This window comes from Nonomuraea glycinis (genome assembly GCF_035920485.1).
Classification (GTDB): Bacteria; Actinomycetota; Actinomycetes; order Streptosporangiales; family Streptosporangiaceae; genus Nonomuraea; species Nonomuraea glycinis.
On record NZ_CP109166.1, the window covers coordinates 9,016,579 to 9,041,531 of the forward strand.

General features: G+C 72.5%; 23 protein-coding genes. 13 read left to right on the forward strand and 10 right to left on the reverse strand.

The window, feature by feature from the left end:
* Positions 1-2: 2 nt before the first annotated feature.
* The 3 genes from OHA68_RS42485 to OHA68_RS42495 are packed head-to-tail and all read right to left on the reverse strand — an operon-like array spanning position 3 to position 2,787.
* Positions 3-485 (reverse strand): (2Fe-2S)-binding protein, encoded by a 483-nt coding sequence (locus tag OHA68_RS42485; protein WP_327105301.1) that lies wholly within the window; start codon positions 483-485, stop codon positions 3-5.
* Positions 482-1,432, reverse strand: a complete 951-nt coding sequence (locus OHA68_RS42490; RefSeq protein WP_327105302.1) for an FAD binding domain-containing protein — start codon at positions 1,430-1,432, stop codon at positions 482-484. Before OHA68_RS42490 ends, OHA68_RS42485 begins: the two co-directional genes overlap by 4 nt.
* Positions 1,429-2,787, reverse strand: a complete 1,359-nt coding sequence (locus tag OHA68_RS42495) for a uracil-xanthine permease family protein (RefSeq protein ID WP_327105303.1) — start codon at positions 2,785-2,787, stop codon at positions 1,429-1,431. Before OHA68_RS42495 ends, OHA68_RS42490 begins: the two co-directional genes overlap by 4 nt.
* 447 nt (positions 2,788-3,234) lie before the next feature.
* Here OHA68_RS42495 and OHA68_RS42500 point away from each other — a divergent pair, with 447 nt between their 5' ends.
* On the forward strand, positions 3,235-3,573 hold the full coding sequence (locus tag OHA68_RS42500; protein ID WP_327105304.1) for a hypothetical protein: 339 nt from the start codon (positions 3,235-3,237) through the stop codon (positions 3,571-3,573).
* A 131-nt stretch (positions 3,574-3,704) separates the two neighbouring features.
* Positions 3,705-3,947: a YbaB/EbfC family nucleoid-associated protein gene (locus OHA68_RS42505; RefSeq protein WP_407674529.1), complete on the forward strand. Its 243-nt coding sequence runs from the start codon at positions 3,705-3,707 to the stop codon at positions 3,945-3,947.
* A 54-nt stretch (positions 3,948-4,001) separates the two neighbouring features.
* Here OHA68_RS42505 and OHA68_RS42510 read toward each other — a convergent pair whose 3' ends face one another.
* The 3 genes from OHA68_RS42510 to OHA68_RS42520 form a co-directional block, all read right to left on the reverse strand.
* Positions 4,002-4,922, reverse strand: coding sequence for a hypothetical protein (locus OHA68_RS42510; protein WP_327105306.1), 921 nt, complete (start codon positions 4,920-4,922; stop codon positions 4,002-4,004).
* A 69-nt stretch (positions 4,923-4,991) separates the two neighbouring features.
* On the reverse strand, positions 4,992-5,201 hold the full coding sequence (locus OHA68_RS42515; protein WP_189143867.1) for an RNA-binding S4 domain-containing protein: 210 nt from the start codon (positions 5,199-5,201) through the stop codon (positions 4,992-4,994).
* Between the two features lie 11 nt (positions 5,202-5,212).
* On the reverse strand, positions 5,213-6,874 hold the full coding sequence (locus tag OHA68_RS42520) for a PucR family transcriptional regulator (protein WP_189143866.1): 1,662 nt from the start codon (positions 6,872-6,874) through the stop codon (positions 5,213-5,215).
* Between the two features lie 129 nt (positions 6,875-7,003).
* Here OHA68_RS42520 and OHA68_RS42525 point away from each other — a divergent pair, with 129 nt between their 5' ends.
* The 4 genes from OHA68_RS42525 (at position 7,004) to OHA68_RS42540 (ending at position 12,959) form a co-directional block, all read left to right on the forward strand.
* Complete coding sequence (locus OHA68_RS42525; RefSeq protein WP_327105307.1) at positions 7,004-7,897, forward strand: DUF2877 domain-containing protein; 894 nt, start codon at positions 7,004-7,006, stop codon at positions 7,895-7,897.
* Complete coding sequence (locus tag OHA68_RS42530) at positions 7,894-9,309, forward strand: FdrA family protein (RefSeq protein WP_327105308.1); 1,416 nt, start codon at positions 7,894-7,896, stop codon at positions 9,307-9,309. Before OHA68_RS42525 ends, OHA68_RS42530 begins: the two co-directional genes overlap by 4 nt.
* Positions 9,306-10,724: a YlbE family protein gene (locus OHA68_RS42535; RefSeq protein WP_327105309.1), complete on the forward strand. Its 1,419-nt coding sequence runs from the start codon at positions 9,306-9,308 to the stop codon at positions 10,722-10,724. Before OHA68_RS42530 ends, OHA68_RS42535 begins: the two co-directional genes overlap by 4 nt.
* A 102-nt stretch (positions 10,725-10,826) precedes the next feature.
* Positions 10,827-12,959, forward strand: a complete 2,133-nt coding sequence (locus tag OHA68_RS42540; RefSeq protein ID WP_327105310.1) for a serine/threonine-protein kinase — start codon at positions 10,827-10,829, stop codon at positions 12,957-12,959.
* Here the strand turns inward: OHA68_RS42540 and OHA68_RS42545 are convergent.
* Positions 12,933-13,760 (reverse strand): alpha/beta hydrolase family protein, encoded by an 828-nt coding sequence (locus OHA68_RS42545; protein ID WP_327105311.1) that lies wholly within the window; start codon positions 13,758-13,760, stop codon positions 12,933-12,935. The two genes, OHA68_RS42540 and OHA68_RS42545, sit on opposite strands and share 27 nt — an antisense overlap.
* Before the next feature lie 176 nt (positions 13,761-13,936).
* Between OHA68_RS42545 and OHA68_RS42550 the strand changes: the two genes are divergently transcribed.
* Entirely contained in the window at positions 13,937-14,752 is an 816-nt protein-coding gene (locus OHA68_RS42550; RefSeq protein ID WP_327105312.1) for an MOSC domain-containing protein, read from the forward strand.
* A gap of 58 nt (positions 14,753-14,810) precedes the next feature.
* Positions 14,811-16,079: an MFS transporter gene (locus OHA68_RS42555; RefSeq protein ID WP_327105313.1), complete on the forward strand. Its 1,269-nt coding sequence runs from the start codon at positions 14,811-14,813 to the stop codon at positions 16,077-16,079.
* 3 nt (positions 16,080-16,082) lie between these two features.
* Here the strand turns inward: OHA68_RS42555 and OHA68_RS42560 are convergent, their stop codons facing one another.
* Both OHA68_RS42560 and OHA68_RS42565 read right to left on the reverse strand, forming a co-directional pair.
* Positions 16,083-17,651 (reverse strand): bifunctional 3'-5' exonuclease/DNA polymerase, encoded by a 1,569-nt coding sequence (locus OHA68_RS42560; RefSeq protein WP_327105314.1) that lies wholly within the window; start codon positions 17,649-17,651, stop codon positions 16,083-16,085.
* A gap of 21 nt (positions 17,652-17,672) precedes the next feature.
* Positions 17,673-19,181 (reverse strand): metallophosphoesterase family protein, encoded by a 1,509-nt coding sequence (locus tag OHA68_RS42565; protein WP_327105315.1) that lies wholly within the window; start codon positions 19,179-19,181, stop codon positions 17,673-17,675.
* 121 nt (positions 19,182-19,302) lie between these two features.
* Between OHA68_RS42565 and OHA68_RS42570 the strand changes: the two genes are divergently transcribed.
* Entirely contained in the window at positions 19,303-19,710 is a 408-nt protein-coding gene (locus OHA68_RS42570) for a tetratricopeptide repeat protein (RefSeq protein WP_327105316.1), read from the forward strand.
* A gap of 66 nt (positions 19,711-19,776) precedes the next feature.
* On the opposite strand, the gene OHA68_RS42575 is transcribed toward OHA68_RS42570, so the two are convergent.
* Entirely contained in the window at positions 19,777-21,333 is a 1,557-nt protein-coding gene (locus OHA68_RS42575) for an FAD-binding oxidoreductase (RefSeq protein ID WP_327109621.1), read from the reverse strand.
* A gap of 31 nt (positions 21,334-21,364) precedes the next feature.
* On the opposite strand from OHA68_RS42575, the gene OHA68_RS42580 reads away from it, so the two are divergent.
* The 4 genes from OHA68_RS42580 (at position 21,365) to OHA68_RS42595 (ending at position 24,743) form a co-directional block, all read left to right on the forward strand.
* Positions 21,365-21,874: a TetR/AcrR family transcriptional regulator gene (locus OHA68_RS42580; RefSeq protein ID WP_327105317.1), complete on the forward strand. Its 510-nt coding sequence runs from the start codon at positions 21,365-21,367 to the stop codon at positions 21,872-21,874.
* Positions 21,867-23,363: a glycerol-3-phosphate dehydrogenase/oxidase gene (locus OHA68_RS42585; protein ID WP_327105318.1), complete on the forward strand. Its 1,497-nt coding sequence runs from the start codon at positions 21,867-21,869 to the stop codon at positions 23,361-23,363. Before OHA68_RS42580 ends, OHA68_RS42585 begins: the two co-directional genes overlap by 8 nt.
* Positions 23,364-23,416: 53 nt before the next feature.
* Positions 23,417-24,331 (forward strand): sucrase ferredoxin, encoded by a 915-nt coding sequence (locus OHA68_RS42590; RefSeq protein WP_189143855.1) that lies wholly within the window; start codon positions 23,417-23,419, stop codon positions 24,329-24,331.
* 100 nt (positions 24,332-24,431) lie between these two features.
* Complete coding sequence (locus OHA68_RS42595) at positions 24,432-24,743, forward strand: WhiB family transcriptional regulator (RefSeq protein ID WP_157245964.1); 312 nt, start codon at positions 24,432-24,434, stop codon at positions 24,741-24,743.
* The last annotated feature ends 210 nt before the right edge of the window (positions 24,744-24,953 follow it).

Consider the following 24,953-nt stretch of genomic DNA (forward strand, 5'->3'; position numbering starts at 1 on the left):
GGTCACGTCTCTTCGGCGAGCAGCTCGGCCGCCCGATGGACGGCCTTCGCGATGTTCTGGTAGCCGGTGCAGCGGCACAGGTTGCCGGAGATGCCCTCCAGCACCTCCTCGTCCGTGGGCGCCGGGTTCTCCCGCAGCAGCGCGGTCACCGTGCACAGGAAGCCCGGGGTGCAGAAGCCGCACTGCAGCGCGTGGCACTCGGCGAAGGCCCGCTGCACGGGCGAGAGGCCGTCCGGCCCGGCCAGCCCCTCCACGGTGGTGATCTCGCGCCCGTCCACGGTCACCGCGAACGTCAGGCACGAGCGCACCGGCTCCCCGTCGAGCAGCACCGTGCAGCAGCCGCACACGCCGTGCTCGCAGCCCACGTGGGTACCGGTCAGGCCTACGTCGTGGCGCAGGCAGTCGGACAGCAGCCTGCGGCCCGGCACGGTGACCCGGCGGGCGGTGCCGTTCACCGTCAGGGTGATCTCGTGCTCGGCCGTCATGCCGCCGCCTCTCTCGCCGCTTCCCGCAACGCCTGCTCGGCCAGCACACCCACCAGGTGCAGGCGGTAGGCGGGCGAGGCGTGCACGTCGCCCTCCGGGTCGGTTCGCTCGCGCACCGCCGCGGCCACCGCCGGCCAGTCGACGCTCACGGCCGGCCGCCGCTCGCACACACCGCTCACGTCCACCACGACCGGCACCGGCCCGACGCCGATGCACGCCACCCGGGCGGCGTCGATGTGCAGGTCCTCATCCAGCCGCACCACGGCGCAGACGCCGGCCAGCGCGTAGTCGCCGTGCCGCCGGGCCACCTCACGGAACGCCGTCCCGGTCCGCGCGCCCAGTGCCGGGAAGTGTGCGGACACGGCCAGCTCGCCGGGCCGCGCCGCCGACTCCATCGGCCCGGTGAAGAACTCGCGGGCCGGCACGTCCCGCACCGCCGTCCCCGCCGGCAACGCCACCACCCCGCCGCCCCCTGGCACGCCGTCGTTTCGCACGCCGTCCCTTGGCACGCCGTCGTTTCGCACGCCGTCCCCGCCGGCGCTCGCCAGCCGTACCGAACCATCCAGTACGGCGAGCACCGCCGGCAGCTCGGCGGCCGGGTCGGCGTGCACGAGACTGCCCACGACCGTGCCCCGGTTGCGGATCACCGGGTGGGCGACCAGCCGCAGCGCCTGGCCGAGCAGCGGATGCGCGCCACCCCGTGCCACCTCCGAGTGCCGGGCCAGCGCGCCCACGGTGACACCCGCCGGCGTCTCCCGCACCACGGCGAGAGCCGCCAGCCGGTTGATGTCGACCAGGTGCGCGGGCGCCGCCAGCCGCATGTTGAGCATCGGGATCAGGCTCTGCCCACCGGCGAGCACCTTGCCGTGCGCCCCGACGGCGGCCAGTGTCTCCAGGGCCTCCCCGAGGTCGCGGGGGCCGTGGTACTCGAACGGCGGCGGCTTCACCCGGCGTCACTCCTGATCGCCTCGGGGGTCCGCCTCGCGATCACGCGCAGCAGGTGCCACCCGCCGACCACCACGATGGTGCCCAGCGCGATGCCCTCCAGCCTGAAGTCGTCACTGATCAAGTGCTTCACCGGTCCGATCGCCAGGATGATGCCCGCGCCGATCGGGACCATGTTGACCGGATCGGCGAAATCCACCCGGTTCTCGATCCAGATCTTCGCACCGAGCAGCCCGATCATGCCGTACAGGATGACCGTGACGCCGCCCAGCACGCCGGACGGCGTGGCCGACACCAGCGCGCCGAACTTGGGGATCAGCCCGAACCCGATCGCGATGACGCCCGCGATGTAGTAGGCGGCCGTGGAGTAGACCTTGGTGGCGGCCATGACGCCGATGTTCTCGGCGTAGGTGGTGGTGGGCGAACCGCCGACCGCGCTGGTCACCACGGTGGCGATGCCGTCGGCGGCGACGGCGCGGCCCACGTAGGGGTCGACGTCGGTCCCGGTCATCTCGCCGACGGCCTTGACGTGGCCGATGTTCTCGGCGACCAGCGCGATGACGGCGGGCAGCACGAGCAGTACCGCCGAGAACTCGAAGTCCGGCCAGTGCGTGTCGGGCCAGCCGAACCACGGGGCGGACTCGACCTTGCTGAGGTCCACCCGGAAGTGCGCCGCGACCTGGACGGCCCCGTCGTCGTAGGCGGGCACCATGCCGAAGACCCGGTCGGCGCCCCAGGAGAGCACGAACCCGACCGCCAGCCCGATGAGGATGCCGATCCGGCCGACGAACCCCTTGAACGCCACCACGAGCACGAACGTCACCAGCATCGTGACCAGCGCCATCCACTGGTCCTGCGGCCAGTAGACGTCCGCCACCACGTACGCCAGGCCGAACCCGATGAGCATGACCACCGCGCCGGTCACCACCGGCGGGAAGATCCGGTTGATCACGTCCGCGCCCAGGAAGTGCACCGCCAGGCCGACCAGCGCCAGCACGAACCCGACGACCAGGATCGCCCCGGTCACGATCGCGTCCGCGCCGGCCGTGTCGCCGCCGAACAGCGCCCTGATGGCCAGCACACCGCCCACGAAGGACGCGCTGGTGCCCAGATAGCTGGGCACCTTCCCCTTGACGATCAGCAGGAACAGGATCGTCGCGACCCCCGACATCATGATCGCGACATTGGGGTCGAGCCCCATCACCAGCGGGAAGACGAACGTCGCCCCGAACATCGCCACCACATGCTGAGCCCCGAACCCCACCATCCGGGGCCAGCTCAACCGCTCATCAGGCCGTACGACCTCGCCGGGGGCCAGGTGTTTGCCGTCGCCGTGTTTGGTCCATCCAAAGGCCATTGTGAGCCCCTCTTCGCCCGGACCGGGTGCTTGCGTTGCGGGCAGATTAGGCCCACTGGCGAGCGTGTACACGGGCATGATCTGCCAAATCTGGCCCGCTGACCAGAGCTCTTCTCGCGCACACCTTCCCCGGAGGCCCGGTGATCACCCTGGGGGCGAGGTCTGTTCCGGCAGGGCCTGCACCGTCCCTGCCGGCCGAGCCGATAAAGTACCTATTTCCAGCAGGCAATATGGACAATGCGTTTCGTGGGCTTTTACGATAGGGAGTACGTTATGTCGGAAAGGGATGACGCCACTCCGCCCCCCTCGCTCATGCCGTCGTACACGCCCACGCCTCCGCCGGCCGCCACGGCGCGCCCCCCGGCCCCGGCACCCGGCGTAGCGCCTACGCCGCCGCCTACTTCCTCCCCGTCGCCGGCCCCACCCCCGGGCAGGCCGAACATCGACGTGCACGGGAGTGATTTCACGAAGGCGGCCGGCGCATTCGTCGACGAGCACGATGACCTGGACAAAGACGCCCGCTGGATTCTCGACGCCATCGCGGCGCTGGGCGACTTCGCCGGCACCGACGATACGGCGCACACGTTCAGGCAGGGCTATGCCACCGCGTTGAAGTCGACCACCACCTATGTCGCCGCACTGCGCGACCTGTATCCGGGGATCGCCGAACGGCTGGCCGGGATGAAGACCGGCTTCGACGTCGCGAACTGGGCGAACATCCAATCCCTGCCGAAAGTGTCTGACCTGCCCGACTTCACGGCGCCGGCCGAAAAGCCCAACCCCTGACGTTCTCTGGAGACCTGATGACCACACCGGACGACGGCGCTTCCTTCCTCGACGAGGAGATGAGCCGCTTTCTCGGCCAGTTCCAGGCCACCACCCGGCCGCTGGAAGAGCTGCGGGAAGGCCTCGGCGCCGTGCGCGGCCGGGGCACGGCGGCCCATGGCCAGGTGGAGGCGGAGGTGCTGGCCAGCGGCGCGCTCGGCAGCCTGCGGATCGACCCTCGGGCCATGCGCCTCGGCGCGGACGCGCTGGCGGAGGCGGTGCTCGCCGCCGCGGGCGAGGCCGGTGCGGACCTGGCCGCACAGCTGACCGGGATGCTGACGAACGGCCTGGACCCGTTCGCCAACGAAGTCAGGCGAGCCGACCAGGAGTGGTGACCCCCCATGGTCCTGGCGCACTCAAGCGGGGATCATCCCCGGACGCGGTGGACGTCAGTATCCGCGCAAGCGCCGCAACTGGTCCTGGCCCGCGGCGACACCCAGCTTGGCGAGCATCTGCTCCCACGTGGGCAACAGGCTGGCCGGATCGTCGATCACGTCGCCGGGCCTGTTGAGCGCGTTCCCTGTCATGGTGAAGATGGAGGATCCGATGACGAACATGGTGGCGTCCCGCGCCGCCTTGTTCTTCGGCAGCAGGTTCGCGGCCTTGCCGAAGTTGGCCGGGTCCACATGGTAGAAGACCATGGCCGCCGCGAAATTCTTCACCATGTACGAGCCGCGGTCGCCCCACGATCCCAGGTCCTCGCCCCTGGCCAGCTTGACCCCGTCCACGATCACCTGGTCGAGGGCGGTGAACGTGAGACTGCCGCCCACGGCGCCGAGCAGCCGCTTCCCGACGGCATGCTCGTACATCTTGAGCAGCAGGCGCGCCTGCGACCTGCGCGCCGCCCAGTTGATCAGGACCTGGATCTTTCTGTCGACCGCCGGCCAGCAGAAGAACATCAGCAGTTCGAGCCATTGGATCAGGGCCATCGTCCGCAGCGCGTGCTGCGTCCGCGCCAGCATGTCGGCGTAGTCGTCGATCGCGTCGGCCAGCCCGCGGACGTAGGCGGAGACCAGCGGCGGATACGGCGCGACCTCGTCCTTGAAGTAGGTCTTGAAGGCATCGATGCCCGCGCCGGAGTTGGGCGGCCGCCACAGCCTGTCCGCGATCTCCGCCACGTCCTCCAGGCTGATGTCCACCCGCCGGGCCAGCTGCCGCAGCAGCTGCGCGACCTCGCGCGCCTTGGCCGGGTCGCCGTCGGGGTAGACGACCCGCAGCATCTGCAGGACCACCGCGCCGACGCCGACGGCGGACAGGAACATCCCGCCCGCCGGGAAGGCCTTCGGGAGGGGCTGGGGGACCGGACTCATGCGGCAGACCCTTTCTCGGATCATTCTCCAATGGTCCGATCATCCCACGACTTCTGGCCCCTGGGACGATCAGGCGACGTGAATGGTGAAGCCGTCCCCGCTGACCACCTGGCCGGTGCGGATCTTGGCCCGCTTCCTGAGCTCCACCTCGCCGTCCACCAGCACCATGCCCTCGGCGATCAGATGCTTGGCCAGGCCCCCCGTCTCGGTGACCCCGCAGTATTTCAGCAGGTCGCACAGCGGGATGTAGTCGGAGCGCAGCTCGAAGTCCAGGTCCACGGGGACCAAGCCTAGATGCCGCGCATCCTCAGCACGTGCAGGGCCAGAGTCAGGTTCAGGCGCAGGTGCGGGTCGTCGGTGAAGTTGCCGAGGAGCCGTTCCAGCTTGCCGATCCGGTAGCGCAGCGTGTTGTAGTGGAAGTGCAGCCGCCTGGCCGTTTCCGCGACGTTCAGGTTGGTCTCCAGCAGCACCTGGAGAGTGCGCCGCAGGTCGGCGTTCTCGGCGTCGGCGTCGGCGGCCAGCGGGCCCAGGGTCTCGCGGACGAAGGCGTGCAGCTCCTCGGTGTCGTTCACCAGCGACAGCAGCCGGTAGACGCCGAGCTGGTCGAAGTGCGCGACCGCCCCCCTGCCGTGCAGCTGGCGGCCGACCCGGGCCGCCTTGAGCGCCTGGGAGTAGGCCTCCGGCAGCGTCTCCGCGCCCTGGCAGGGGCGGGAGGTGCCCGTCGAGAACGTGGCGGGCGGCACGTCGGCGAAGGCGGCGGCGGCGTCCTTGGCCACCCGGTCGGCGTCCACGGCGGCGTCCAGCACCGCCACCACCTCGTGCGAGAAGCCCGCGACCGCGCCGCGCTGATCGTGCCGGCGCATCGTGGCGGTCCAGCAGGTGACCAGGCGATCCTGGGCGGTGCGCTCGTCGCCCTCCGGGTCGAGCTCGGCCACCAGCACGGTGACCGGCCGCTCCAGGTCCCAGCCGAACGCCCTGGCCCTGGCCGTGACCCGCTCCGCCGACCCGGCCCGGCCGGTGAGCACGTCACGCAGGAAGTCCGCCCGGTATTTGCTCTCCACCGCGTTGACCGCCTCCTGCCGGGTGACGGCGAGCGCGGCGACGGTGGCGGCACGCTCCAGGATGCTCAGGTCGCTGTCCTGGATCACGCCGGCCGGGCTGTAGGCGACGATCCGCCCGTGATGGTGCCCGCCCGCGATCACCGGCACCGAGGCCATCGTCCCGCCGCGCGCCCGCGCGCCCGGACCGGCGGAGGTGGACGTCGGCGGCAGCCGGACGGCCGAACCGGTCGCCCCGGCGGGCGGCAGCGGCGGACCCTCCCGGACGATCGACTCGCGTAACGACGCGACCTGGTCGGGCGGCCCGGCGACGGCCAGGATCCGCCCGCCGCCGTCCACCGCCGCGACCGACACGTCGAGCAGCAGGGCGACCTCGGCGGTGACCTCGTCCAGCCCGCCTCCGGCCAGCACCACCTGGACCAGCGCCCGGTGCGCCTCCTCCGCGCGGACCAGCGCGGCCGCCTGCCGGTTGAGGATGTCGGTCAGCACCTGGTTGAGAATGTCGTCGAAGCCGACGTCGTTCGGCAGCAGGATGAGCGGGAAGCCGAGCCGATCGGCCTGCTCGATCATCTCCTCCGGCAGCTCGTCCACGTAGCGGCCGAGCTTGATGCCCAGCGCGGCCAGCCCGCGCTCGTCCAGGTCCGCCACCAGGCGGCCGAGCGACTGCGGGGTGTTGCGCAGCGGGTAACCGGTGGTGAGCAGCAACTCGTGCGGCTTCACCCAGGCCAGGATGTCGGGCACCTCCATGACGTTGAGCCGCTGCACGATGCGGCCCAGGCCGCTCTCCCCCGCGAGCAGCCGCGCCCCGGCGAGCGTCGACACGCCCAGCACCTCCCCCACGGACACGCCATGGATGATCGTTCCGGTGCTGGCGAGGCGGACTGGGGGCTCCATGGGGCGATTGTTCCCTGGGATCGGTCTGTCAGGAAGAGCCAACCTTCCCGCCGACTGTTGGCAAATTTCTCCGTACGGGGGGTTGCCGGGACCGTTCTACGGTCAGGTCAGGGTCCGTAGGGAGGTCGGGTGACGGTCGGTACACACGCTCGGCGGGTTCGCGTCCATGTCACGGGCGCCGCCAGCACGGCGGTACGTCCCGTCCTGGAGTCGCCCCGGCGTCCCGCCCGGGTGCTCGCCGCGTTCTCCGCCGGGATATACCTCGAGGTCAGGACCGAGCTGGAGCCGTCGGTGATCGCCGTCATCAGCGGCGAGGGCATCCGGCTGCCCAACTCGCTGCTCCTCGCCGCCGAGCTGCCGCACGTCACGGTGGGTGACGAGGCGTTCGCCGGGGACGGGTCGGTGGAGGTGGGGCGGCTGAGCCTGCGGGTGCGCCGCTGGTGGGATCCCGCGCCCGCGCTGGGCGAGGTCGATCCGCGCAAGCTCGCGTCGCTGTGCCTGGCCGGCGTCGGTCCGCGCGAGCCCGCGTCGCTGTGCCTGACCGGCGAGGCTCAGGGCGCGCCTGGACTGGCGGGGCACGACGCGGTCGAGCTGCTGGCCGCCAGTTGCGCCTCCGGCTGGCTGCTGGGCGCGGTGACGGCGGCGGAGCGGCTGGTGGGCCTCGGTCCCGGCCTCACCCCGAGCGGGGACGACGTGCTGGCCGGACTGCTGGTGACGCTCCGGCACCTGGGCACCGCGACCGGGGTCGAGCGGGCGGTACGGCTCGGCGGCTGGCTGGCGGCGGCCGTCACCTTCGACGCCCGCACCCGTACGACACCGCTCTCGGCGACGCTGCTGCACTGCGCCGCCCGGGGGGAGGCGTGCCCCGAGGTGATCGCCGTACTACGCGGCCTCGCCGGGCGCCAGCCCCTCGAACCCGCGCTACGACGCCTGCACAGCCTCGGCCACACCTCCGGCGCCGACCTCGCCCAGGGCATCGCCATCGGCCTCGACGCGGTCCTCGCCCTGGGAGACCCCCGATGAACGACCCGAACGCGACGCCCGACGCCGTGTTCGTTCGGCGGGGGGCCTACTACGACTCGGTGACGCTCATGCGGGTGAGCGGCGCTCTGGCGGACTTGCCCGGCACGCAGGTGGCCATCGTGGCCATGGCCACGGAGCTCAACCTCGATCTCGCCCGCGACCTGGGCTTCGAGGTGCCCGAGGCCGGGCCGGGCGATCTGCTGGTGGCGCTGCGCGGCGCGGACGTCGACGCGGCGGTGGCCGAGCTGGACAGCCGGCTGCGGGCGCAGGCGGTGCAGGGGGGCCAGGCGGCCGAGCAGCCGCCGCTCACCACCCGCTCGGCGGCGGCCCGGTCGGCCGCGGATCTGGTGCTGGTGTCGGTGCCGGGCGAGCACGCCTTCGGTGAGGCGCTGGACGCCATCGAGGCCGGACTGCCTGTGATGATCTTCAGTGACGGGGTGCCCGTCGAGCAGGAGCGCCTGCTGAAGGAGCGGGCCGACGAGCGCGGCCTGCTGGTCATGGGCCCCGACTGCGGCACGGCCGTCATCGGCGGCGTCGGCCTCGGCTTCGCCAACGTGCTCAGGCCCGGCCCGGTCGGCGTGGTCGCCGCCTCCGGCACCGGCGCGCAGCAGGTCACCTGCCTGCTCGACCTGGCCGGGGTGGGCGTCAGCCAGGTGCTCGGCGTCGGGGGAAGGGACCTGTCCGCGCCGATCGGCGGCCGCTCCACGCTGCGGGCGCTGCGGATGCTCGACGACGATCCGGCCACCGAGCTCATCATCCTCATCTCCAAGCCGCCCGCCCCGGGCGTGGCGGACGCCGTACAGAAAGTCATCGCGACGCTGCGCACGCCGGTCGTGACGGCGCTGCTCGGGCAGGGCGGGGACCTGACCGCGGCGACGGAGACGGCCCTGCACGCCCTCGACCTACCGGTCCCCCGCTGGCCGCACCACCCCGCCGACACGTCAGCCGGACCGGGTGGGCCGGGTAGGTCGGTGGGGGGTGGGCTTGTGGGGGTCTATTCGGGGGGGACGTTGTGTGCCGAGGCGGCGTTGGTCGCGGGGCGGGGTGAGTTCACCGACTACGGCGACGATGCCTACACCCGGGGCCGCGCGCACCCGATGATCGATCCGACGCTCCGGCTGGAGGCGCTGCGCCGGGTGCGGCCGGGCGACGTGGTGCTCATGGACGTGGTGCTCGGCCACGGCGCGGACCCCGATCCGGCCGCCGGGCTGGCCCCCGTCATCGCGAGCGTCCCGGCGCCCGTCGTGGTCGCGCTCATCGGCACCGAGGCCGATCCGCAGGGCCTGCGGGAGCAGCGCGCCGCGCTCTGCCGGGCGGGCGCCACCGTCTTCGCCTCCAACGCCCAGGCCGCCCGCCACGCCGCGAGCCTGCTCGGTCATCCCGGAGGTCACGTACAAGGAGAGGATCGATGACGCTGCTCGACGGCCCGCCCCAGGTGATCACGGCCGGCGCGAGCCTTCTGGCGGAGTCGCTGCGCGAGCAGGCGGCCGACGTCACCGCCGTGGCCTGGCGGCCGCCCCTGGCGGGCACGGCCGGCGCCCTGGCCAGGATCCTCGCCGACCCGCGCCGGCACGCGGCCGACGAGCTCGCCGTCCACCGGCTCACCACCGCCCGCCCGTACCTCGTGGGAGTGCGCCGGGCGTCGGAGGTGCTGCGGCTGCCGGCGGGGATGTTCCTGCACGCGGGCCCGCCCATCACCTGGCAGCGGGCCTCGGGCCCGATGCGGGGGGCACTGATCGGCGCGATGCTGCTGGAGGGGTACGCCCGCGACGAGCGCGAGGCCACCGCCGCCCTGTCCGCCGGCCAGGTCAGGCTCGAGCCCTGCCATCAGCACGCGACCGTGGGGCCGATGGCGGGCGTGGTGAGTCCGTCGATGTGGATGTTCGAGGTACGCGACGCCGAACACGGCGGGACCGCCTACTGCTCGCTCAACGAGGGCCTGGGCAAGGTGCTGCGCTATGGCGCGTTCGGCCCCGAGGTGCTGGACCGGCTGCGCTGGATGGACAACGTGCTGGGACCGGTGCTGTCGGCGGCGGTCGAGCTGGCCGGGCCGATCGACCTGCGGTCGCTGATCGCGCAGGCGCTGCAGATGGGCGACGAGCTGCACAACCGCAATCGGGCGGCGACCTCGCTGCTGCTGCGCGAGCTCGCCCCCGCCGTGGCCGACGCCGCGCCGGCCACCGCCTCCGAGGTGCTGCGCTTCATCGCCGGCAACGACCACTTCTTCCTGAACGCGGGCATGGCGGCGGCCAAGGTGAGCACCGACGCGGCCCGCGACATCCCGGGGTCGTCGCTGGTCGTCGCGATGGCGCGCAACGGCACCGACTTCGGCGTGCAGGTCTCGGGGCTCGGCTCACGGTGGTTCACCGGCCCGGCGGGCGTGCCGGACGGGCTCTATCTGGGCGCGTACGGTCCGGCGGACGCCAATCCGGACATCGGCGACTCCACCATCACCGAGACGTCGGGGCTGGGCGGGTTCGCGATGGCGGCGGCCCCGGCCATCGTGCGGTTCGTGGGCGGCGAGGTGGCGGACGCGGTGGCGGCGACCCGGTCGATGTACGAGATCACGCTGGCCGAGCACCCCGCCTACCAGATTCCCGGGCTGGGCTTCCGTGGCACGCCGGTGGGGATCGACGTGACGCTGGTCGCCAGGACCGGCGTGCTGCCGGTGGTCAACACCGGGATCGCCGGACGGGTGGCGGGCACCGGGCAGGTCGGCGCCGGTCTGGTGAGCCCGCCCGCCGAGGCGTTCACCAGCGCCCTCGCGGCCCTGGCCGACGCAGCAGCGGATCCCTTCGCGGACGGACCCACGTCGGCTCTTCAGTAAAGAGCCTTCAGCTTTCCCTCCGAGTGTTGCGCCTATATGGTGGCGAACCTCGTAATCTGGAGCCGCCACGCAGGGGCGAAGAGACTGATGATGGGGGCGGACATGGCAGCGGACCGCGGCGTCGAAGGCGGCGCTCCGCAGAGCCAGGGCCGCCTGATCGGCAGGCGCTACCGCCTGATGTCGCCGGTCGGCAGGGGCGGCATGGGCATGGTCTGGCACGCCCACGACGTCCTGCTGGCCCGCGACGTGGCGGTCAAGGAGCTCATCCTGCCGTTCGGGCTCGACCAGGCGGGCAAGCAGGTGGCTTACCGGCGGATGCTGCGTGAGGCCAGGTCCGCCGCGCGGCTGACCCATCCGGGCATCGTCACCGTGCACGACGTGGTCGAGGAGGACGGCCGGCCCTGGATCGTCATGGAGCTGGTCCGGGCCTGGTCCCTGGAGCAGGCGGTGCGGCAGAGCGGCCCGCTGCCGGTGATCCAGGCCGCGGAGATCGGCATCCGGGTGCTGGACGCGGTCCGGCACGCGCACGCCGCCGGCATCCTGCACCGCGACATCAAGCCGGGCAACGTGCTGCTCACCTCCGACCGGGTGGTGCTGACGGACTTCGGCATCGCCGCGATCGAGGGCGATGTGACGATCACGCAGACCGGGCTGCTCATGGGCTCGCCGGCCTACGTCCCACCGGAGCGGCTGTCCGGGCAGCAGCTCACCCAGGCGGCCGACCTGTGGTCGTTCGGGGCGACGCTGTACGCCGCGGTCGAGGGACGTCCGCCGTACGAGGGGCCGGACGCGATCGCGGTGCTCGGCGCGGTGCTCACCCAGGCGCCGAACCCGATCCAGCACGCGGGCGCGCTGGGGCCCGTCATCGAGGGCCTGCTCCGCAAGAACCCGGCGGAGCGGCTCACCGCCGAGCAGGTCGGGGAGATGCTGGAGCGGGTGCTGAGCGCGCACGGCGCGGTGCGGCCGCGCACCCAGCAGCCGCCGCAGCAGCCTCTGCCGCCGCAGCCCGACCTCACCCCGGCCCGGGGCATGGACTCCTCGTCCGGTCCGCTGCCCTCGCGGATCGTGGAGACACCCTCAGGCCCGGTACGCGTGCCGTACGACCCGAACAGCCCGTCCGGCGGCTACTCCAGGCCGTTCGACGGGGGGTCGAGCCCCTCGGGCAGCCACCGCACCGAGCAGTTGCCGCCGTCGCCGCGTCCGGACAGGTTCGACGCGTTCACCAGCGCCTCGGGCGCGCAGCGGATGCCACAGGACATCTCCGGCCCGCACAGCACCTCGGGGGCGCACCCCCTCCCGGAGGAGCCGTTCGTGTCGCGCGGCCTGCTGGACAGCTCGTCGAACCCGCAGCCGCCGCTCAGCGCGCCGCCGGACCCCTACTCCGGCCCGCACGGCCCCTTAGCTGCTCCGGACGAGCGCTCGGCGCCGCCGATCCTGCCGCTGACCAGTGACAGCCGGACCGCGGGCCGCCCCACGCCCTGGCCGCTCGCCTCGGCCGACGACCTGCGCGATCAGTCTCGCGGCCTGGCGCGGGAGTCCGCGCACCGCAGCCTGGCGACCATGCCGGGCGTGGCGCACCGCAACACCACGAGCAGGCGCAGGCCCGAGGACACGGGCAACGCGTGGGTGCGGGACGGGCGGCCGACGCCGCTGCTGATCGTCATCGCCGTCGCGTCCGTGCTCACCGTGGTGGCCGTGCTGATGTTCATCGCCTCCGGCAGCGGCGACTCGCAGGCCCCGCTGGAGGTCACCTCCGCGCCCTCGGCCAGTGCACTCGTCACCGAGCCCGAGGCCTCGCCGGTGCCCGACGGCTATCGGGAGCAGACACCCGCCGGGTTCAAGGTCGGCGTGCCTCCGGACTGGAAGCTGGCCTCGTCGGAAGGCGAGGCCACCTTCTCAGGCCCGAAGGACTCCAGCGCGCGCATCGTGGTCGAGGACGTGACGTCGCAGGCCGACGGCGGCCTGGCGGAGCTGAGCCGCGCGGAGGCCGACGGCGGCGTGGACGGCTACATCCAGGTGCAGCTCCAGGCGGTGCGCTACCGGGACTGGAAGGCGGCCGACTGGGAGTACACCTACACGACCAAGAACGGCGTCCCCATGCACGCGCTGTCCAGGTACGTCACGATCGACGACAGCACCGCCTACAAGATCACCTTTGAGATGCCGGAGCTCACCTGGGACGACCAGGCCAAGACCCGCAAGGTGTTCCTAGACACCTTCCGTCAGACCGCCTGACGCGCCCGCAGGCGTCAGGGCCGTCCCGCCGAGCGCGCGGTCGAGGAAGTCGCGGACCGTCTCGGCCAGCTCGACTCTGTGGTCGGACAGGGCATGGTCGGTCGCCCATTCGTGATGCTCCAGCCGGGCCGCGGCGTAGGCGCCCACCAGCGGCCGGTGATGCACCTCGGCGGGCGTGACGGGGTCCAGCCCGCCGCCGATGAGCAGCACGGGCCGGTCGGCGAACGACGGCGCCAGCGCCGCCAGGCTCCACCGCTCCCCCGCCGCCTCCATCTCGCCGACCAGCTCCTCGCCGCTGGTCCCGCGCAGCGGGAGCAACTCGCCCTCGAAGGCCGCCACGTACGCGCGCCGCCCGGCGGGGTCGAGCCCGCGGGTGACCGTACCGAAGTCGAAGCCGGAGACCGAGACGGTGGCGGCGATGCCCGGATCGCCGGCGGCGGTCATCAAGGCCGCGAAGCCGCCGAAGCTGTGCCCGACGACCGCCAGCCGTCCGGGGTCGAGCCGGTGGGCGGCCGCGAACGCCTCCTCCCGCACCGCGCGCACCACGCGGCCGGCGTCCTCAAGCGCGTTCGCCCACGACCAATGGCCGCCGACGCCCCAGGAGCCGCGATAGTGGAAGACCAAGGCGGCGTATCCGGCCCGGCGCAGCGACTGCGCGAGGTCGAAGTTGCGCTCGTTGCCCGGGAAGCCGTGCAGCAGAACGGCCACGGGGTGCGGGCCCTCCCCTTCAGGCAGGTGCAGAACGCCGAGCAGCGCGACCTCGTCGCTGTCGAACGTCACCGCGGGTGTGGCGGCTCTCATGTCGATCTCCCTTCAGTCAAGCGGGAACGTTAACACCTCGCCGCACCGGTGGACCGCGACGGACCCCGGCTCGCGGCGATCTTCGGCGGACCGGCCGCGTCGTTTCCGGCGGGCCGCGCGCACGCTCCTTCAGACCGTAATTCCGCCGGTCGCCGGGGTGCTGTACGTTTTGCCGCATGGAGTTGGGGAGCATCTACTTCTATCCGGTGAAGTCGACGAGCGGGCCTGAGGTCGGCGAGGCCGAGGTACAACCCTGGGGCCTGGCCGGCGACCGGCGTTACCTCGTCGTCGACGAGCGCGGCCGGCCGATCAGCGCTCGTGAGCACCCGATCATGCTGGCCTGCGTGGCCGAGCCCGAGGGTGACACCATCACGCTCACCGGCCCGCACGCCGCCGCGCTGCGCGTCACCCCCACCTCCCGCCGGTTCACGGCCGATGTCTGGGGCACGCCCGTGGAGGTCACCGACTGCGGTGACGACGCCGCCGCCTGGATGTCCGCGCTGATCGGGCGGACCGGCAGGCTGGCCTGGCTGGACGATCCGACCCGCCGGCCGGTCAACCCCGCCTATGGCCTGCCGCAGGACCGGGTCAGCCTGGCCGACGGCTACCCGCTGCTGCTGACCTCGACGGCGTCGCTGGCCCAGCTCGACACGTGGGTGGCGCGGACGGCCGACGAGCTCGGCGAGCCGCCGCCCGCGCCGCTGTCGATGCGCAGGTTCCGGCCGAGCGTCGTGGTGGACGGCGCGGACGCCCCGTTCGCCGAGGACGCGTGGCAGCGGCTGCGGATCGGCGAGGTGGACTTCCGGGTGGCCAAACTGTGCGACCGGTGCGTGCTGACCACCGTGGATCCGGAGACGACGGCCAAGGGCAAGGAGCCGATCCGGACGCTCGCCAGGCACCGCAGGTGGGACGGCAAGACCTGGTTCGGCGTCAACCTCATCCCCGACGGCACGGGCCGGATCGCCAAGGGTGACCTGGTGACCGTACTCTGACCGGATAAGGATATCTGTCCCCTTTGGGGTGTCTTGAGGATTATGCGAGACTTCACGGGTGTCCAGCACCCCCACGAAGTTCGCCGTCTCCTCCCCTGACCGCATCCGTGGCATTCAGCGGCGTACGTTGGGCGTCCTGTCGGGCGCGCAGATCGTCGGCGGGGTGGGAGTCGCCGTCGGCCTGGCCCTCAGCTCGGTGGTCGTGGACGAGCTGTCGGGCTCGACGGTGATCAGCGGGTTCGCCGGGACCGCCACCGTGCTCGGCGCCGCGCTGCTGGCGCTGCCCATCGCCAAGGTCGCGGGGCGGGGCGGGCGCCGGGTGGGCCTGGCCCTGGCCTACCTGGCGGCGCTGCTGGGCTGCCTGATCTCGGTCACGGCCATCGGCCTGGCGAACTGGCCGCTGCTGCTGGCCGGGCTCGTCCTGGTGGGCGGCGGCAGCGCCGGCAACCTGGCCGCCCGCTACTCCGCCACCGACCTGTCCCCGCCCGGCCACGCCGCCAGGCACCTGTCCCTGGTCGTCTGGGCCGCCACGATCGGCTCGGTCGCCGGCCCCATGCTGGCCGAGCCCGCCGACCGGATCGGCCTGGACGCCGGACTCGCGGGCAAGGCGGGGCCGTTCGCGTTCTCCGCGCTCGCCTTCGCGGGAGCGCTGGTGATCATCCTGTCCGGCCTGCGCCCCGACCCACTCAAGCTGGCCCGCGAACTGGACGGCACGCCGCCCGCCGCCAAGGGCGGGAACCGGACGATCAGGACCGGCTGGCTGAGCCTGCGGGCCGCACCGATGGCGCGCACGGCTCTGGTGATGATCGCGGTCAGCCACACCGCGATGGTGTCGATCATGTCGATGACCCCGGTGCAGCTCCACCACGACGGCTCCTCCCTGCAGGTCATCGGCCTCGTGATCAGCCTGCACATCGGCGGCATGTACGTGCTGTCGCCGGTGGTGGGCTGGCTGGCGGACAAGGCGGGCCGGGTGCCGGTGCTGCTGGCCGGCATGGGCCTGCTGCTGGCCTCCGCCGTGCTGGCGGGCACGGCCGGGCACCGCCTCTGGCAGGTGAGCGTGGCGCTGTTCCTGCTCGGCCTGGGCTGGTCGTGCGGTCTGGTGGCCGGCTCGGCGCTGGTCAGCGAGTCGGTGCCGCTCGAAGGGCGGACGGCGGTGCAGGGGCTGTCGGACCTGCTGATGAACGTCTGCGGCGCCACCGGCACGATCATCGCCGGCGCGATCGTGGGCGGCCTGTCCTACGGCGTGCTCGGCCTGGTGGTCGGCGTGATGGTGACAGCGGCGGGACTCTGGCTCGCCATCACCTGGCGCCGACGCAGCACCTGACTCTCACTTGGCGTCGGCGTAGCAGCTGACCGCGACCGCCTCCATCGGGAACCGGACCGGGGTCCGGCTCCCGAACAGCAGCCTGCTGGCCTCGGCGGCCGCCGCCGAGACCCCGGCCATCACCTCTTCGGCCTGGTCCAGCGGGCAGTGCACCATGACCTCGTCATGCTGGAAGAACACCAGCCTGGCGGGGTCGGGCAGCCGGCCGCGCAGCACCGCCATGAGGGACAGCGCCCATTCGGCGGCCGTGGCCTGCACCACGAAGTTGCGGGTGAACCGCCCCCGGTCGCGAGCCGCCTTGGCGCCCTCCGGACCGGACACGAGCTCCTTCCACCGCCCGGACGGCGGCGGGCTGGTGCGGCCGAGCCAGGAGCGGACCAGCCGCCCTTCCTCGCCCTCCTTGGCCGCGTCCTCGACGAACCGGTAAGCCTGCGGGAAGCGCTGGCGCAGCATCGCGAGCAGCTTGGCGGCGTCGCCGCTGGTGCCGCCGTACATGGCGGACAGCATCGCGATCTTGGCGTTGTCGCGCTCGCCGCCGAACGACCTGGCCAGCGCCGAGTAGAGGTCGATCTCGCCGGCCGCGGCGGCCAGCCCCGCGTCACCGGCCATCGCGGCCAGCACCCGCGGCTCCAGCTGGGCGGCGTCGGCGACGATCAACGTCCACCCGTCGTCGGCCACCACCACGCGCCGCATCACCTTGGGGATCTGCAGCGCCCCGCCGCCGCTGGTGGCCCAGCGCCCGGACACCACGCCACCCACCACGTACTCGGCGCGGAAGCGGCCGTCGCGCACCCACTGATCCGCCCAGGTCCAGCCGTGGAAGCTGTACAGCCGGGCCAGCTCCTTGTACGCGAGCAGCGGCCCGACCGCCGGGTGGTCGAGCTTCTTGAGCTCCCAGGACCGGGTGGTCTTCAACGCCACCCCGGCGCTCTTGAACGCCTTGACGAGCTGCTGCACCGAGTCGGGGTTGACCGGATGGCCGAACGCGGCCGACACCTCGTCGGCCAGCGCCTGCAGCTTGGCCGGCCGCATGCCGTGCACCGGGCGGGGGCCGAGCAGGTCGGTGAGCAGGGCGTCGTGCAGGTCCGCGCGCCACGGCATGCCGTCGTGGCCCATCTCGGCGGCGATCAGCGCGCCCGCCGACTCGGCCGCCACGAGCAGCCGGAACCGCCCCGGATCGGGCAGCGCCTCGATCCGCCGGAGTTGGTCGGTCAGCACCTCGGCGACCGCCTCGGCGCCCAGCGGCTCGGGCGCGAACAGCGTGCCGGGCTCGTCGGGCCGCTCGTCCGGCACGGGCAGGCCGTGCAGCCGGGCGTGGGCGGCCCTGGCCGAGCGGGGCTCGCCGTACCGGCCCTGGTGGGCGAGCAGCAGGCCCTCGGTGAGAGCGAGGTCGTGGCAGCGTCCCACCCGCAGGCCGGCGCGCAGCAGGCCCGGGTAGCTCTCGCGGGTGTCGCCCCACACCCACCGCGGCCGCGCGGCCTCGTGGCCGCGCACCGCCGCCGCCAGGTCGCCGGCCTGCTCGGCCGTCCCCCCGACCGGGAGGATCGTCTGTCCTGCCAGGACCGTGTACACGTCTCCCAGACTGTCAGGTGACTACGACAAATCCGTCAAATCGATCAGCACCTCGTCCTCGACGGGCGGCTCCAGCTCCTGCTGCAGGCAGCCGGTGGCGGCCAGGCAGCGCACGGTGAGCCGGTCGGGAGTGACCGACAGGTGCAGGAACTGCTTGAAGAACGGCGGGGTGTCCCAGTCCGACAGCTCGGACAGGTAGTGCTGGAACACCGTACCCACCGGCAGCCGGAACGGCCACGGCCAGGAGCCGAGCAGCCGCGCCGCCCACCTCATCCGCGCCGTCACCTTCACCGGCCGGTCGATGGGCCGGACCGGGGTGTTCTTGATCTGCTCGGCCATGATGCAGGCCGCCTCGTCGGGCGTGAGGCCGATCCACTTCATCCGCAGCCGCTTGGCGTACAGGTGACTGTAGAACGACAGCGAGTCCCCGCGCAGCGGATAGCTCCGGTAGTCGTCCTCGTGCACCCCGCCCACGTCCACGCGGCGGATGGTGTGGGTGGCGTGCATGAAGGCGCCGCCGCCGCCCGAGACGATGTAGTGGATCACCCGGTCGCCGACCTTGACGGGGTAGCGCTGGTAGTTGTGCACGTCTCCGCCGATGGCCGCGACGTAGCGGTGCCGGGGAGCGCGGACGATGTCGTCGATGGTGCCGCCCTCCTCCAGCTTGGACGGCTTGTACTCGTTGCGGGTGTAGATCGGCTTGCCGGTGACCAGGATCTTCGGGCGGGGGTCGAGCGACACCCGGCGCAGCCACGCGGTCTGCTCGCGGTCGATCGCCCCCTTGATGCCGGTGTCGACGCCCACGACGAGCAGGCTCGGGCTCTCGATCACCCAGTACGGTCCCGGCTGCGCGGCCTGCCCGGCCGGCTGCTGCGACGGCCTGCTCCTGAGCTCGCGGGCCTCGGCGAGCACCCGCTCGTCGATGGTCTCCGGCCGCCGCCACAGTAACCCGCGCGGTCCCCGGTCCGGTCGGGGCTTGAGCGGCGGCGCGTCACAGAACACCCGCATGAACCCGCCCAGCCCGTCGTACCAGTCGTGGTTGCCGGGGATGGCGTAGATCGGCGCGTCGTAGTCCTGGTACGGCCGGAAGAACTTGTCGCCGTACTCGTTGCCCGATCCCGCCGGATAGAGCACGTCGCTGGCGATCACCGCGAAGGCCGTGCCCTGGCCCGCCTTCAGCATCCCCGGCACGACGGCGTACTGCGAGGCGTCTCCCTCGCCGGTGTCGCCCAGCAGCAGGAAGTCGAAGCTCTCCCCGACGTCCGGCCTGATCCGGAACTCGGCGTCGGCCTCGCGCTCCCGTTGCGAGGCGACCCACCGCGCGCGCACCTCCCCCGACGGGTCGCCGAACAGTCCGGCGAGCACCTCGTTCCTGGAGCGCCACAGTGTGCGCACGTTCAGCCAGCTGAATCCCTGCTTGTCCGGCCGGAGCCGGGTGAACGTGCCGATCTGCGCGCAAGTCCATCCGGCGCCCTCTTCGGACACCCGGGATGATGCCCGCTTCCCCCGCTCTGCCGCGATTTCCTCCATGACCACATCTTTGCCATCTCGCACCAGAAGCGCACCCTGAAACGGAGAGTGCCGTCATCAGCACGGATGGTGTAGCCTCGACGCCCCGAGCAAGCGGTTGTCATCCGCCAGGGAGGCTTCCATGCCCCGCAACGGTTCCGATGACGCGCTGCGGCGAAGCTCCACGGCGGTGACGGCCGTCGAGGGCCTGCTCGCCTACGCGCAGACCCAGCGTCGCTGGGGACGGGGCGCGATCAGGAGCGTCGACCGGGCGATCGCCATGAGCCGCGCCCTTGTCGCCGAGGCCCCCGAGCACACGCCGCTGCTGGCCCGCGCGCTGCGCACCGCGGCCCGCCTGCACCTGCGGCGCGGACGTCCCGGCGAGGCCCTCCCCCTGGCCGAGGAGGCGGCCGGCCTCGCCCGGCGGTCGGGCGGCGCCGCGCTGGTGCCGTACCTGCGCTGCCTGGCGGAGGTCTGTCAGTCCCTGCACCGGTACGGCGACGCCGTCGCCCTGATGTCCGAGGCCGACGACCTCCCTCCCCCGCCGTGACCCCGCGCCCGGAGCGCTCCCGGCTTCGGGACACCCGCAGGAGATCAGGACCCCGGACGGTCGCCCTCAGGGGATCAGGACGCCGGGGTTCAGGATGCCGGAGGGGTCCACCTCGTGTTTGACCGCGCGCAGGATCGCCGTGCCCAGCGGGCCGATCTCGGTGGCGTAGGCGTCGCGGTGGTCGCGGCCGACGCCGTGGTGGTGCGAGATGGTGCCGCCGGCCTCGATGATCGCCTCGCTGGCCGCCGCCTTCGCGCGCTCCCACTGGGCCAGCGGGTCGGCGTCCTGCGCGGTCACCACGGTGAAGTACAGCGACGCGCCGGTCTCGTACACGTGCGAGATGTGACACATGACCAGCGGCGAGCCGAGCGAGCCGAGCATCGCCAGCCGGACCGCGTCGTACAGCCGGGGCAGGCCCGCCCAGAAGCACGCGGTCTCCAGCGTCTCGACGGTCGCCCCGGCGGCCAGCAGCGAGTCGCGCAGGTAGGGAGCCGAGAAGCGGCCGCGCGCCCAGGACTCGCCGGGCTCGGTGCCGAGCGGCTCGCCGCCGAGGCCGGACAGGACGGCGGAAGCGGCGGCGCGGCGCTCGGCGACCCGCGCGCCCTCGTAGCCGGTGATCACCAGGCAGCCGGAGTCGCCGCCGCCGATGGCGTCCGGGCGGGCCAGTCCGATCATGGTCTCGGTCTCGTCGGACAGGCGCAGGACGGTGGGCAACGGGCCGTCCTGGGCGAGGGCGCGCAGCGCGGCGGCGCCCGCCCGGAAGCCGGGCAGCCGCCAGCCTTCGTACAGGCGCTCGGCGGGCAGCCGGCGGACCCGCAGGCGGAGCCCGGTGATGACGCCGAAGGCGCCTTCCGAGCCGAGGACGAGCTGGCGCAGGTCGGGGCCGGCGGCGGACTTGGGCGCCCGGCCCAGGTCCAGGGTGCCGGCCGGGGTCGCCACGGTGAGCCCGGCGACCATGTCGTCGAAGCGGCCGTAGCCGGCCGAGGCCTGGCCGCTGGACCGGGCCGCCGCGAAGCCGCCGAGGGTGGCGTACTCGAAGGACTGCGGGAAGTGGCCGAGGGTGAGGCCGTGCGCGGCGAGCAGGCGCTCGGCCTCGGGCGCGCGCACGCCCGGCTCGAAGGTGGCGATCATCGAGGTGGTGTCCACGTCGACGAGCCGGTCCAGCCGGCTCAGATCCAGGCAGACGACACCGGTGAAGCCGGTACGGGACGCCGCCAGGCCGCCGACGACCGAAGTGCCGCCGCCGAAGGGGACGACGGCGATCCGCTCGGCCGCGCACAGCCGCAGCAGGTGCGTCACCTCGTCGTGGCTGCCGGGCAGCACGACGGCGTCCGGCGCGTCCGTGCCGTCGCCGGCGCGGATCCGCATCAGGTCGGGGGTGGACTTGCCGCGGGTGTGCCGGACCCGCGCTTCATCAGAGGTCAGGACATGTTCGGCGCCGACCAGGTCCGCGAGCGCCCGCACCTGCCGGGGCTCCAGCGTGACCGGCGTGAGCCGTACCGACTCCAGGGTGGCGGGGGGCGCGGCCGGCGCGCGGACACCGAGCAGGTCGTGCAGCAGAGCGCGGATCTGCGCGGGGAGCTCGCGGGCCTGGGCGGGGTCGCCCCAGCCCGACCAGAGCATCGGTTCGGAAGGCACGCATACACTGTGACACATGCCGTCGATTCGTCACAATGAGGGTGTGCTCGACGCCGCCCGGGACTGCGTGCTCGCCTACGGGGTGCGGCGCACCACGCTCACCGATGTGGCCCGCCGGGCGGGGGTGTCCCGGATGACGCTCTACCGCCACTGGACGGACGTGCGCGCGCTGGTCGGCGACCTGATGACCCGCGAGTGGGTCACGATCATCAGCGGGCTCGACCTGTCGGATCCGGTGCCCGCCGTGGTGACGGGGGTGCGCCGGATGCGCGAGCACCCGCTCTGGCGCAAGATCGTGGCGGCCGATCCCGAGATGCTGCTGCCCTATCTGCTCGACCGGCGGGGGGCCAGCCAGGAGGCGGTGCTGGACCTTTTGGAGCCCGCGCTGGGAGACCCGCGCAAGGCCAGGGCGGTGCTGCTGATCGCCCAGTCGTTCCTGGTGTCGGCGCCGACCATGCTCGGCCCGCTGACGCTGGACGATCTCGACACCGAGCTCACCGCGATCCTGGAGGCCTACCTTGGATAGCTCGCCGCAGGACAGCTCGCTGAACGCCGCCAGAAGGACCAGGGAGCTGGCGCGGGCCGCGGTGGAGACGGCCGACGTGCTCGTGGTGGGGCTGGGGGCGACGGGCGCGGGCGCGGCGCTGGACGCCGCCGCGCGCGGGCTGAACGTGGTCGCGATCGACGCCCACGACCTGGCGTTCGGCACGTCGAGGTGGAGCTCCAAGATGATCCACGGCGGCCTGCGCTACCTCGCCAAGGGCCAGGTGGGCGTGGCCTACGAGAGCGCGCTGGAGCGCGGCCACCTGCTCACCCGCACCGCGCCGCACCTGGTCAGCGCCTTCCCCTACCTGCTGCCGCTCACGCCGGCCGTCTCCGGCGGCCAGGCGGCCCTGGTGATGACCGGCTACCGGCTCGGCGACGGCCTGCGGGCCGCCGCGCGCACCCCGCGCCGCCTGCTGCCCGGCCCCTCCACCCTCACCGCGACGCGGGCGCGCGAGCTGGCGCCCGCCCTCATCCGGTACGGCCTGCGCGGCGGACTGCTGTCCTGGGACGGGCGGCTGCTGGACGACGCCCGCCTGGTCGTGGCCCTGGCCAGGACGGCGGCCGGGCACGGCGCCCGGATCCTGACCCGCTGCCGCGCCCTGGAGCTGTCACCGGCGGGCGCCCGGGTGCGTGACGAGCTGACGGGCGAGGAGTTCACCGTCCGCGCCAGGGCGGTGGTCAACGCGACGGGCGTCTGGGCGGGGACGCTGGACCCCGGCGTCCGGCTGCGCCCCTCGCGCGGCACGCACCTCGTGCTGCGGCCGGACGCGCTGCCGGGGCTGCGCGCCGGGCTGCACGTGCCCATTCCCGGGGAGAGCAACAGGTTCGCGCTCGTGCTGCCCCAGCCGGACGGGCGGGTCTACGTGGGACTCACGGACGTCACCGTGGACGGGCCGGTCCCCGATGTGCCGCAGGCGCCGGAGGAGGACATCAGGACGCTCCTGGACGTGCTGAACACGGTCCTGGAGACCGAACTGCCGCGCACGGCCGTGGCGGGGGCCTACGCGGGCCTCAGGCCGCTCCTGGCCGCCGACGGGCGCTCCGCGGACCTCTCGCGCAGGCACGCCGTCCTGGCGCGTGACGGGATCGTCACGGTGGTGGGCGGCAAGCTCACCACCTACCGGCGGATGGCCGAGGACGCCGTGGACCGGGCGGTCGCGGTGCGCGGCCTGCGCGCGGGGCCGAGCCGTACCGCCGCGCTCCCGCTCGTGGGAGCCGGGCCCGTGCCCGCCGGCGCGCACCCGAGGCTGGTGCGCCGCTACGGCGCCGACGCCCCTGCCGTGCAGCGGCTGGTGACGGCGCACCCCGAGCCGGTCGGGCTCGGCCTGACCCTGGGCGACCTGATCTGGTCGGTCCGGCACGAGGGCGCGCTGGACGCGGACGATCTGCTCGACCGCAGGACCAGGATCGGCCTGGTCGCCGAGGATCGGGAGCGGGCGGCGTGGGCCGCACTTGGTGCATTCCGCTGAAACAGCACCTTTCCGTTAGGTTAGTCTTACCTAATAAGCGGAAGGGGGCCGGTGTGGCGAAGGGCTGTGAGCATGCGGAGGGCTGCCACACAGGTGGCATACCCACCCTGGCTAGCGCCACGGTGGGCGCCCGGCTCTGGCTGCTCATCGAACACGAGGGCCCGTGGCCGTCACATCTGGAAACCTCCGAGCTTCCTGAGAACGTCGCCAAACTGGTCGCGCGGGCGCTCGAACGCGGCATCCGTCCCCAGCTGATCCGCCGTCCTGGAAAGCGCACCCGCCCGAGACAGCAGGGCATCCGTGTGCTACTGGGGTACGCCGTGGGCGAGCGTCCATGGCTGGCGAGCGGCGTCGTCGCAGGTCCTGACGATCTTGACCTGGACTCGCTGGTGGCCGGAGTGGTCCCCGAGTCCTGCATACTTGAAGACGAGCCGGTATTTCTGGTCTGCACACACGCCAAGCGCAATGTGTGCTGCGCCCGCATTGGATTGCCCCTGGCTCGTTCGCTGGCAGATTTTTTGCCGGACAGAGTATGGGAAACGTCACACGTTGGCGGCGATCGGTACGCCGCCAACCTCGTGTGCTTGCCACACGGAATTTTCTACGGCAGCATGTCTCAGGCCGCTGCGATCGCAGCGGCTGACGCGTACCGGTCGGGCGAGATCATTCTCGACCGTTACCGGGGACGCGCAGGCATCCCTGAGCCATTGCAAGCCGTCGAGCATTTCGCCCGAACCCATACGGGAGAGTGCTCTGTCGGCGCAGTGGCCGTGGAATCCTCAAGGTCGGACGGCGACGTCACCGAAGCCATCGTGCGCTGCGGAGACGTCCGGTTCCAGGTTGTGATCGAGCCATCGGCGTTCCAAGCGCCGTGTGGCACGGCTTGCGCCGAGAAGATCACCACCTACCGGCTGGTTTCGCTGGACAGGCTCACCCCTGTGCGGTACGCCACGGCTGCCCTCAGCTGACCAAGGGAACATCACGGTCCTGGATTGCGTTGGAACAGATAAGCCAAGCGTCCAATGCGGCTTCAATTACCGAAATACCTCTCACGAAGGTGGTTTTCTCATGTCTCAGGTACGTCGGCAGCTCGCCCGCCCGCGCCCCAGCTGGGGTTGGCAGGATGATGCCGCGTGCCGGGGTGAGGACCTCGTGCTCTTCTTCGGCCCTGACGGAGAGCGTCAGCCCGAGCGCGATGTGCGCGAGCGCAAGGCCAAGGCGATCTGCGGCGGTTGCCCCGTCCGCAACGAGTGCCTTGACTACGCTCTGTCCCGTCCGGAGAAGTACGGCACGTGGGGTGGCCTCAACGAGGACGAGCGCGCCTCCGAGCGTCGTCGTCGCATGCGCCGCGCGGCCAGCGCCGGCATCTCCGCCGCCTGACCCCCGGCCTCAGCAGCCGCAGAGCCTCGCGTGATCCCGCAGTTGTCCCGATGATCCGGAGTCTGGCCAGCCAAGCCCAGACTCCGGCGAACCCGGTCGGGACAACTGCTTGATCAGGCGACCTCAGCCCCCGCACCGAAAAGCCGCCGTCCGATTTCGGACGGCGGCTTTCGCATGCCCGCTCTCAGCGGGCCTGGCTTTGACTCATCC

What these genes read in the sequence shown, in the direction of transcription:
- OHA68_RS42540 (WP_327105310.1), top strand. Translation starts at nt 10,827, where the DNA reads ATGGCAGCGGACCGCGGCGTCGAAGGCGGCGCTCCGCAGAGCCAGGGC.
- OHA68_RS42495 (WP_327105303.1), bottom strand. Translation starts at nt 2,787, where the DNA reads ATGGCCTTTGGATGGACCAAACACGGCGACGGCAAACACCTGGCCCCC.
- OHA68_RS42535 (WP_327105309.1), top strand. Translation starts at nt 9,306, where the DNA reads ATGACGCTGCTCGACGGCCCGCCCCAGGTGATCACGGCCGGCGCGAGC.
- OHA68_RS42530 (WP_327105308.1), top strand. Translation starts at nt 7,894, where the DNA reads ATGAACGACCCGAACGCGACGCCCGACGCCGTGTTCGTTCGGCGGGGG.
- OHA68_RS42580 (WP_327105317.1), top strand. Translation starts at nt 21,365, where the DNA reads ATGCCGTCGATTCGTCACAATGAGGGTGTGCTCGACGCCGCCCGGGAC.
- OHA68_RS42565 (WP_327105315.1), bottom strand. Translation starts at nt 19,181, where the DNA reads ATGGAGGAAATCGCGGCAGAGCGGGGGAAGCGGGCATCATCCCGGGTG.
- OHA68_RS42575 (WP_327109621.1), bottom strand. Translation starts at nt 21,333, where the DNA reads ATGCTCTGGTCGGGCTGGGGCGACCCCGCCCAGGCCCGCGAGCTCCCC.
- OHA68_RS42570 (WP_327105316.1), top strand. Translation starts at nt 19,303, where the DNA reads ATGCCCCGCAACGGTTCCGATGACGCGCTGCGGCGAAGCTCCACGGCG.
- OHA68_RS42485 (WP_327105301.1), bottom strand. Translation starts at nt 485, where the DNA reads ATGACGGCCGAGCACGAGATCACCCTGACGGTGAACGGCACCGCCCGC.
- OHA68_RS42595 (WP_157245964.1), top strand. Translation starts at nt 24,432, where the DNA reads ATGTCTCAGGTACGTCGGCAGCTCGCCCGCCCGCGCCCCAGCTGGGGT.
- OHA68_RS42520 (WP_189143866.1), bottom strand. Translation starts at nt 6,874, where the DNA reads ATGGAGCCCCCAGTCCGCCTCGCCAGCACCGGAACGATCATCCATGGC.
- OHA68_RS42545 (WP_327105311.1), bottom strand. Translation starts at nt 13,760, where the DNA reads ATGAGAGCCGCCACACCCGCGGTGACGTTCGACAGCGACGAGGTCGCG.
- OHA68_RS42550 (WP_327105312.1), top strand. Translation starts at nt 13,937, where the DNA reads ATGGAGTTGGGGAGCATCTACTTCTATCCGGTGAAGTCGACGAGCGGG.
- OHA68_RS42510 (WP_327105306.1), bottom strand. Translation starts at nt 4,922, where the DNA reads ATGAGTCCGGTCCCCCAGCCCCTCCCGAAGGCCTTCCCGGCGGGCGGG.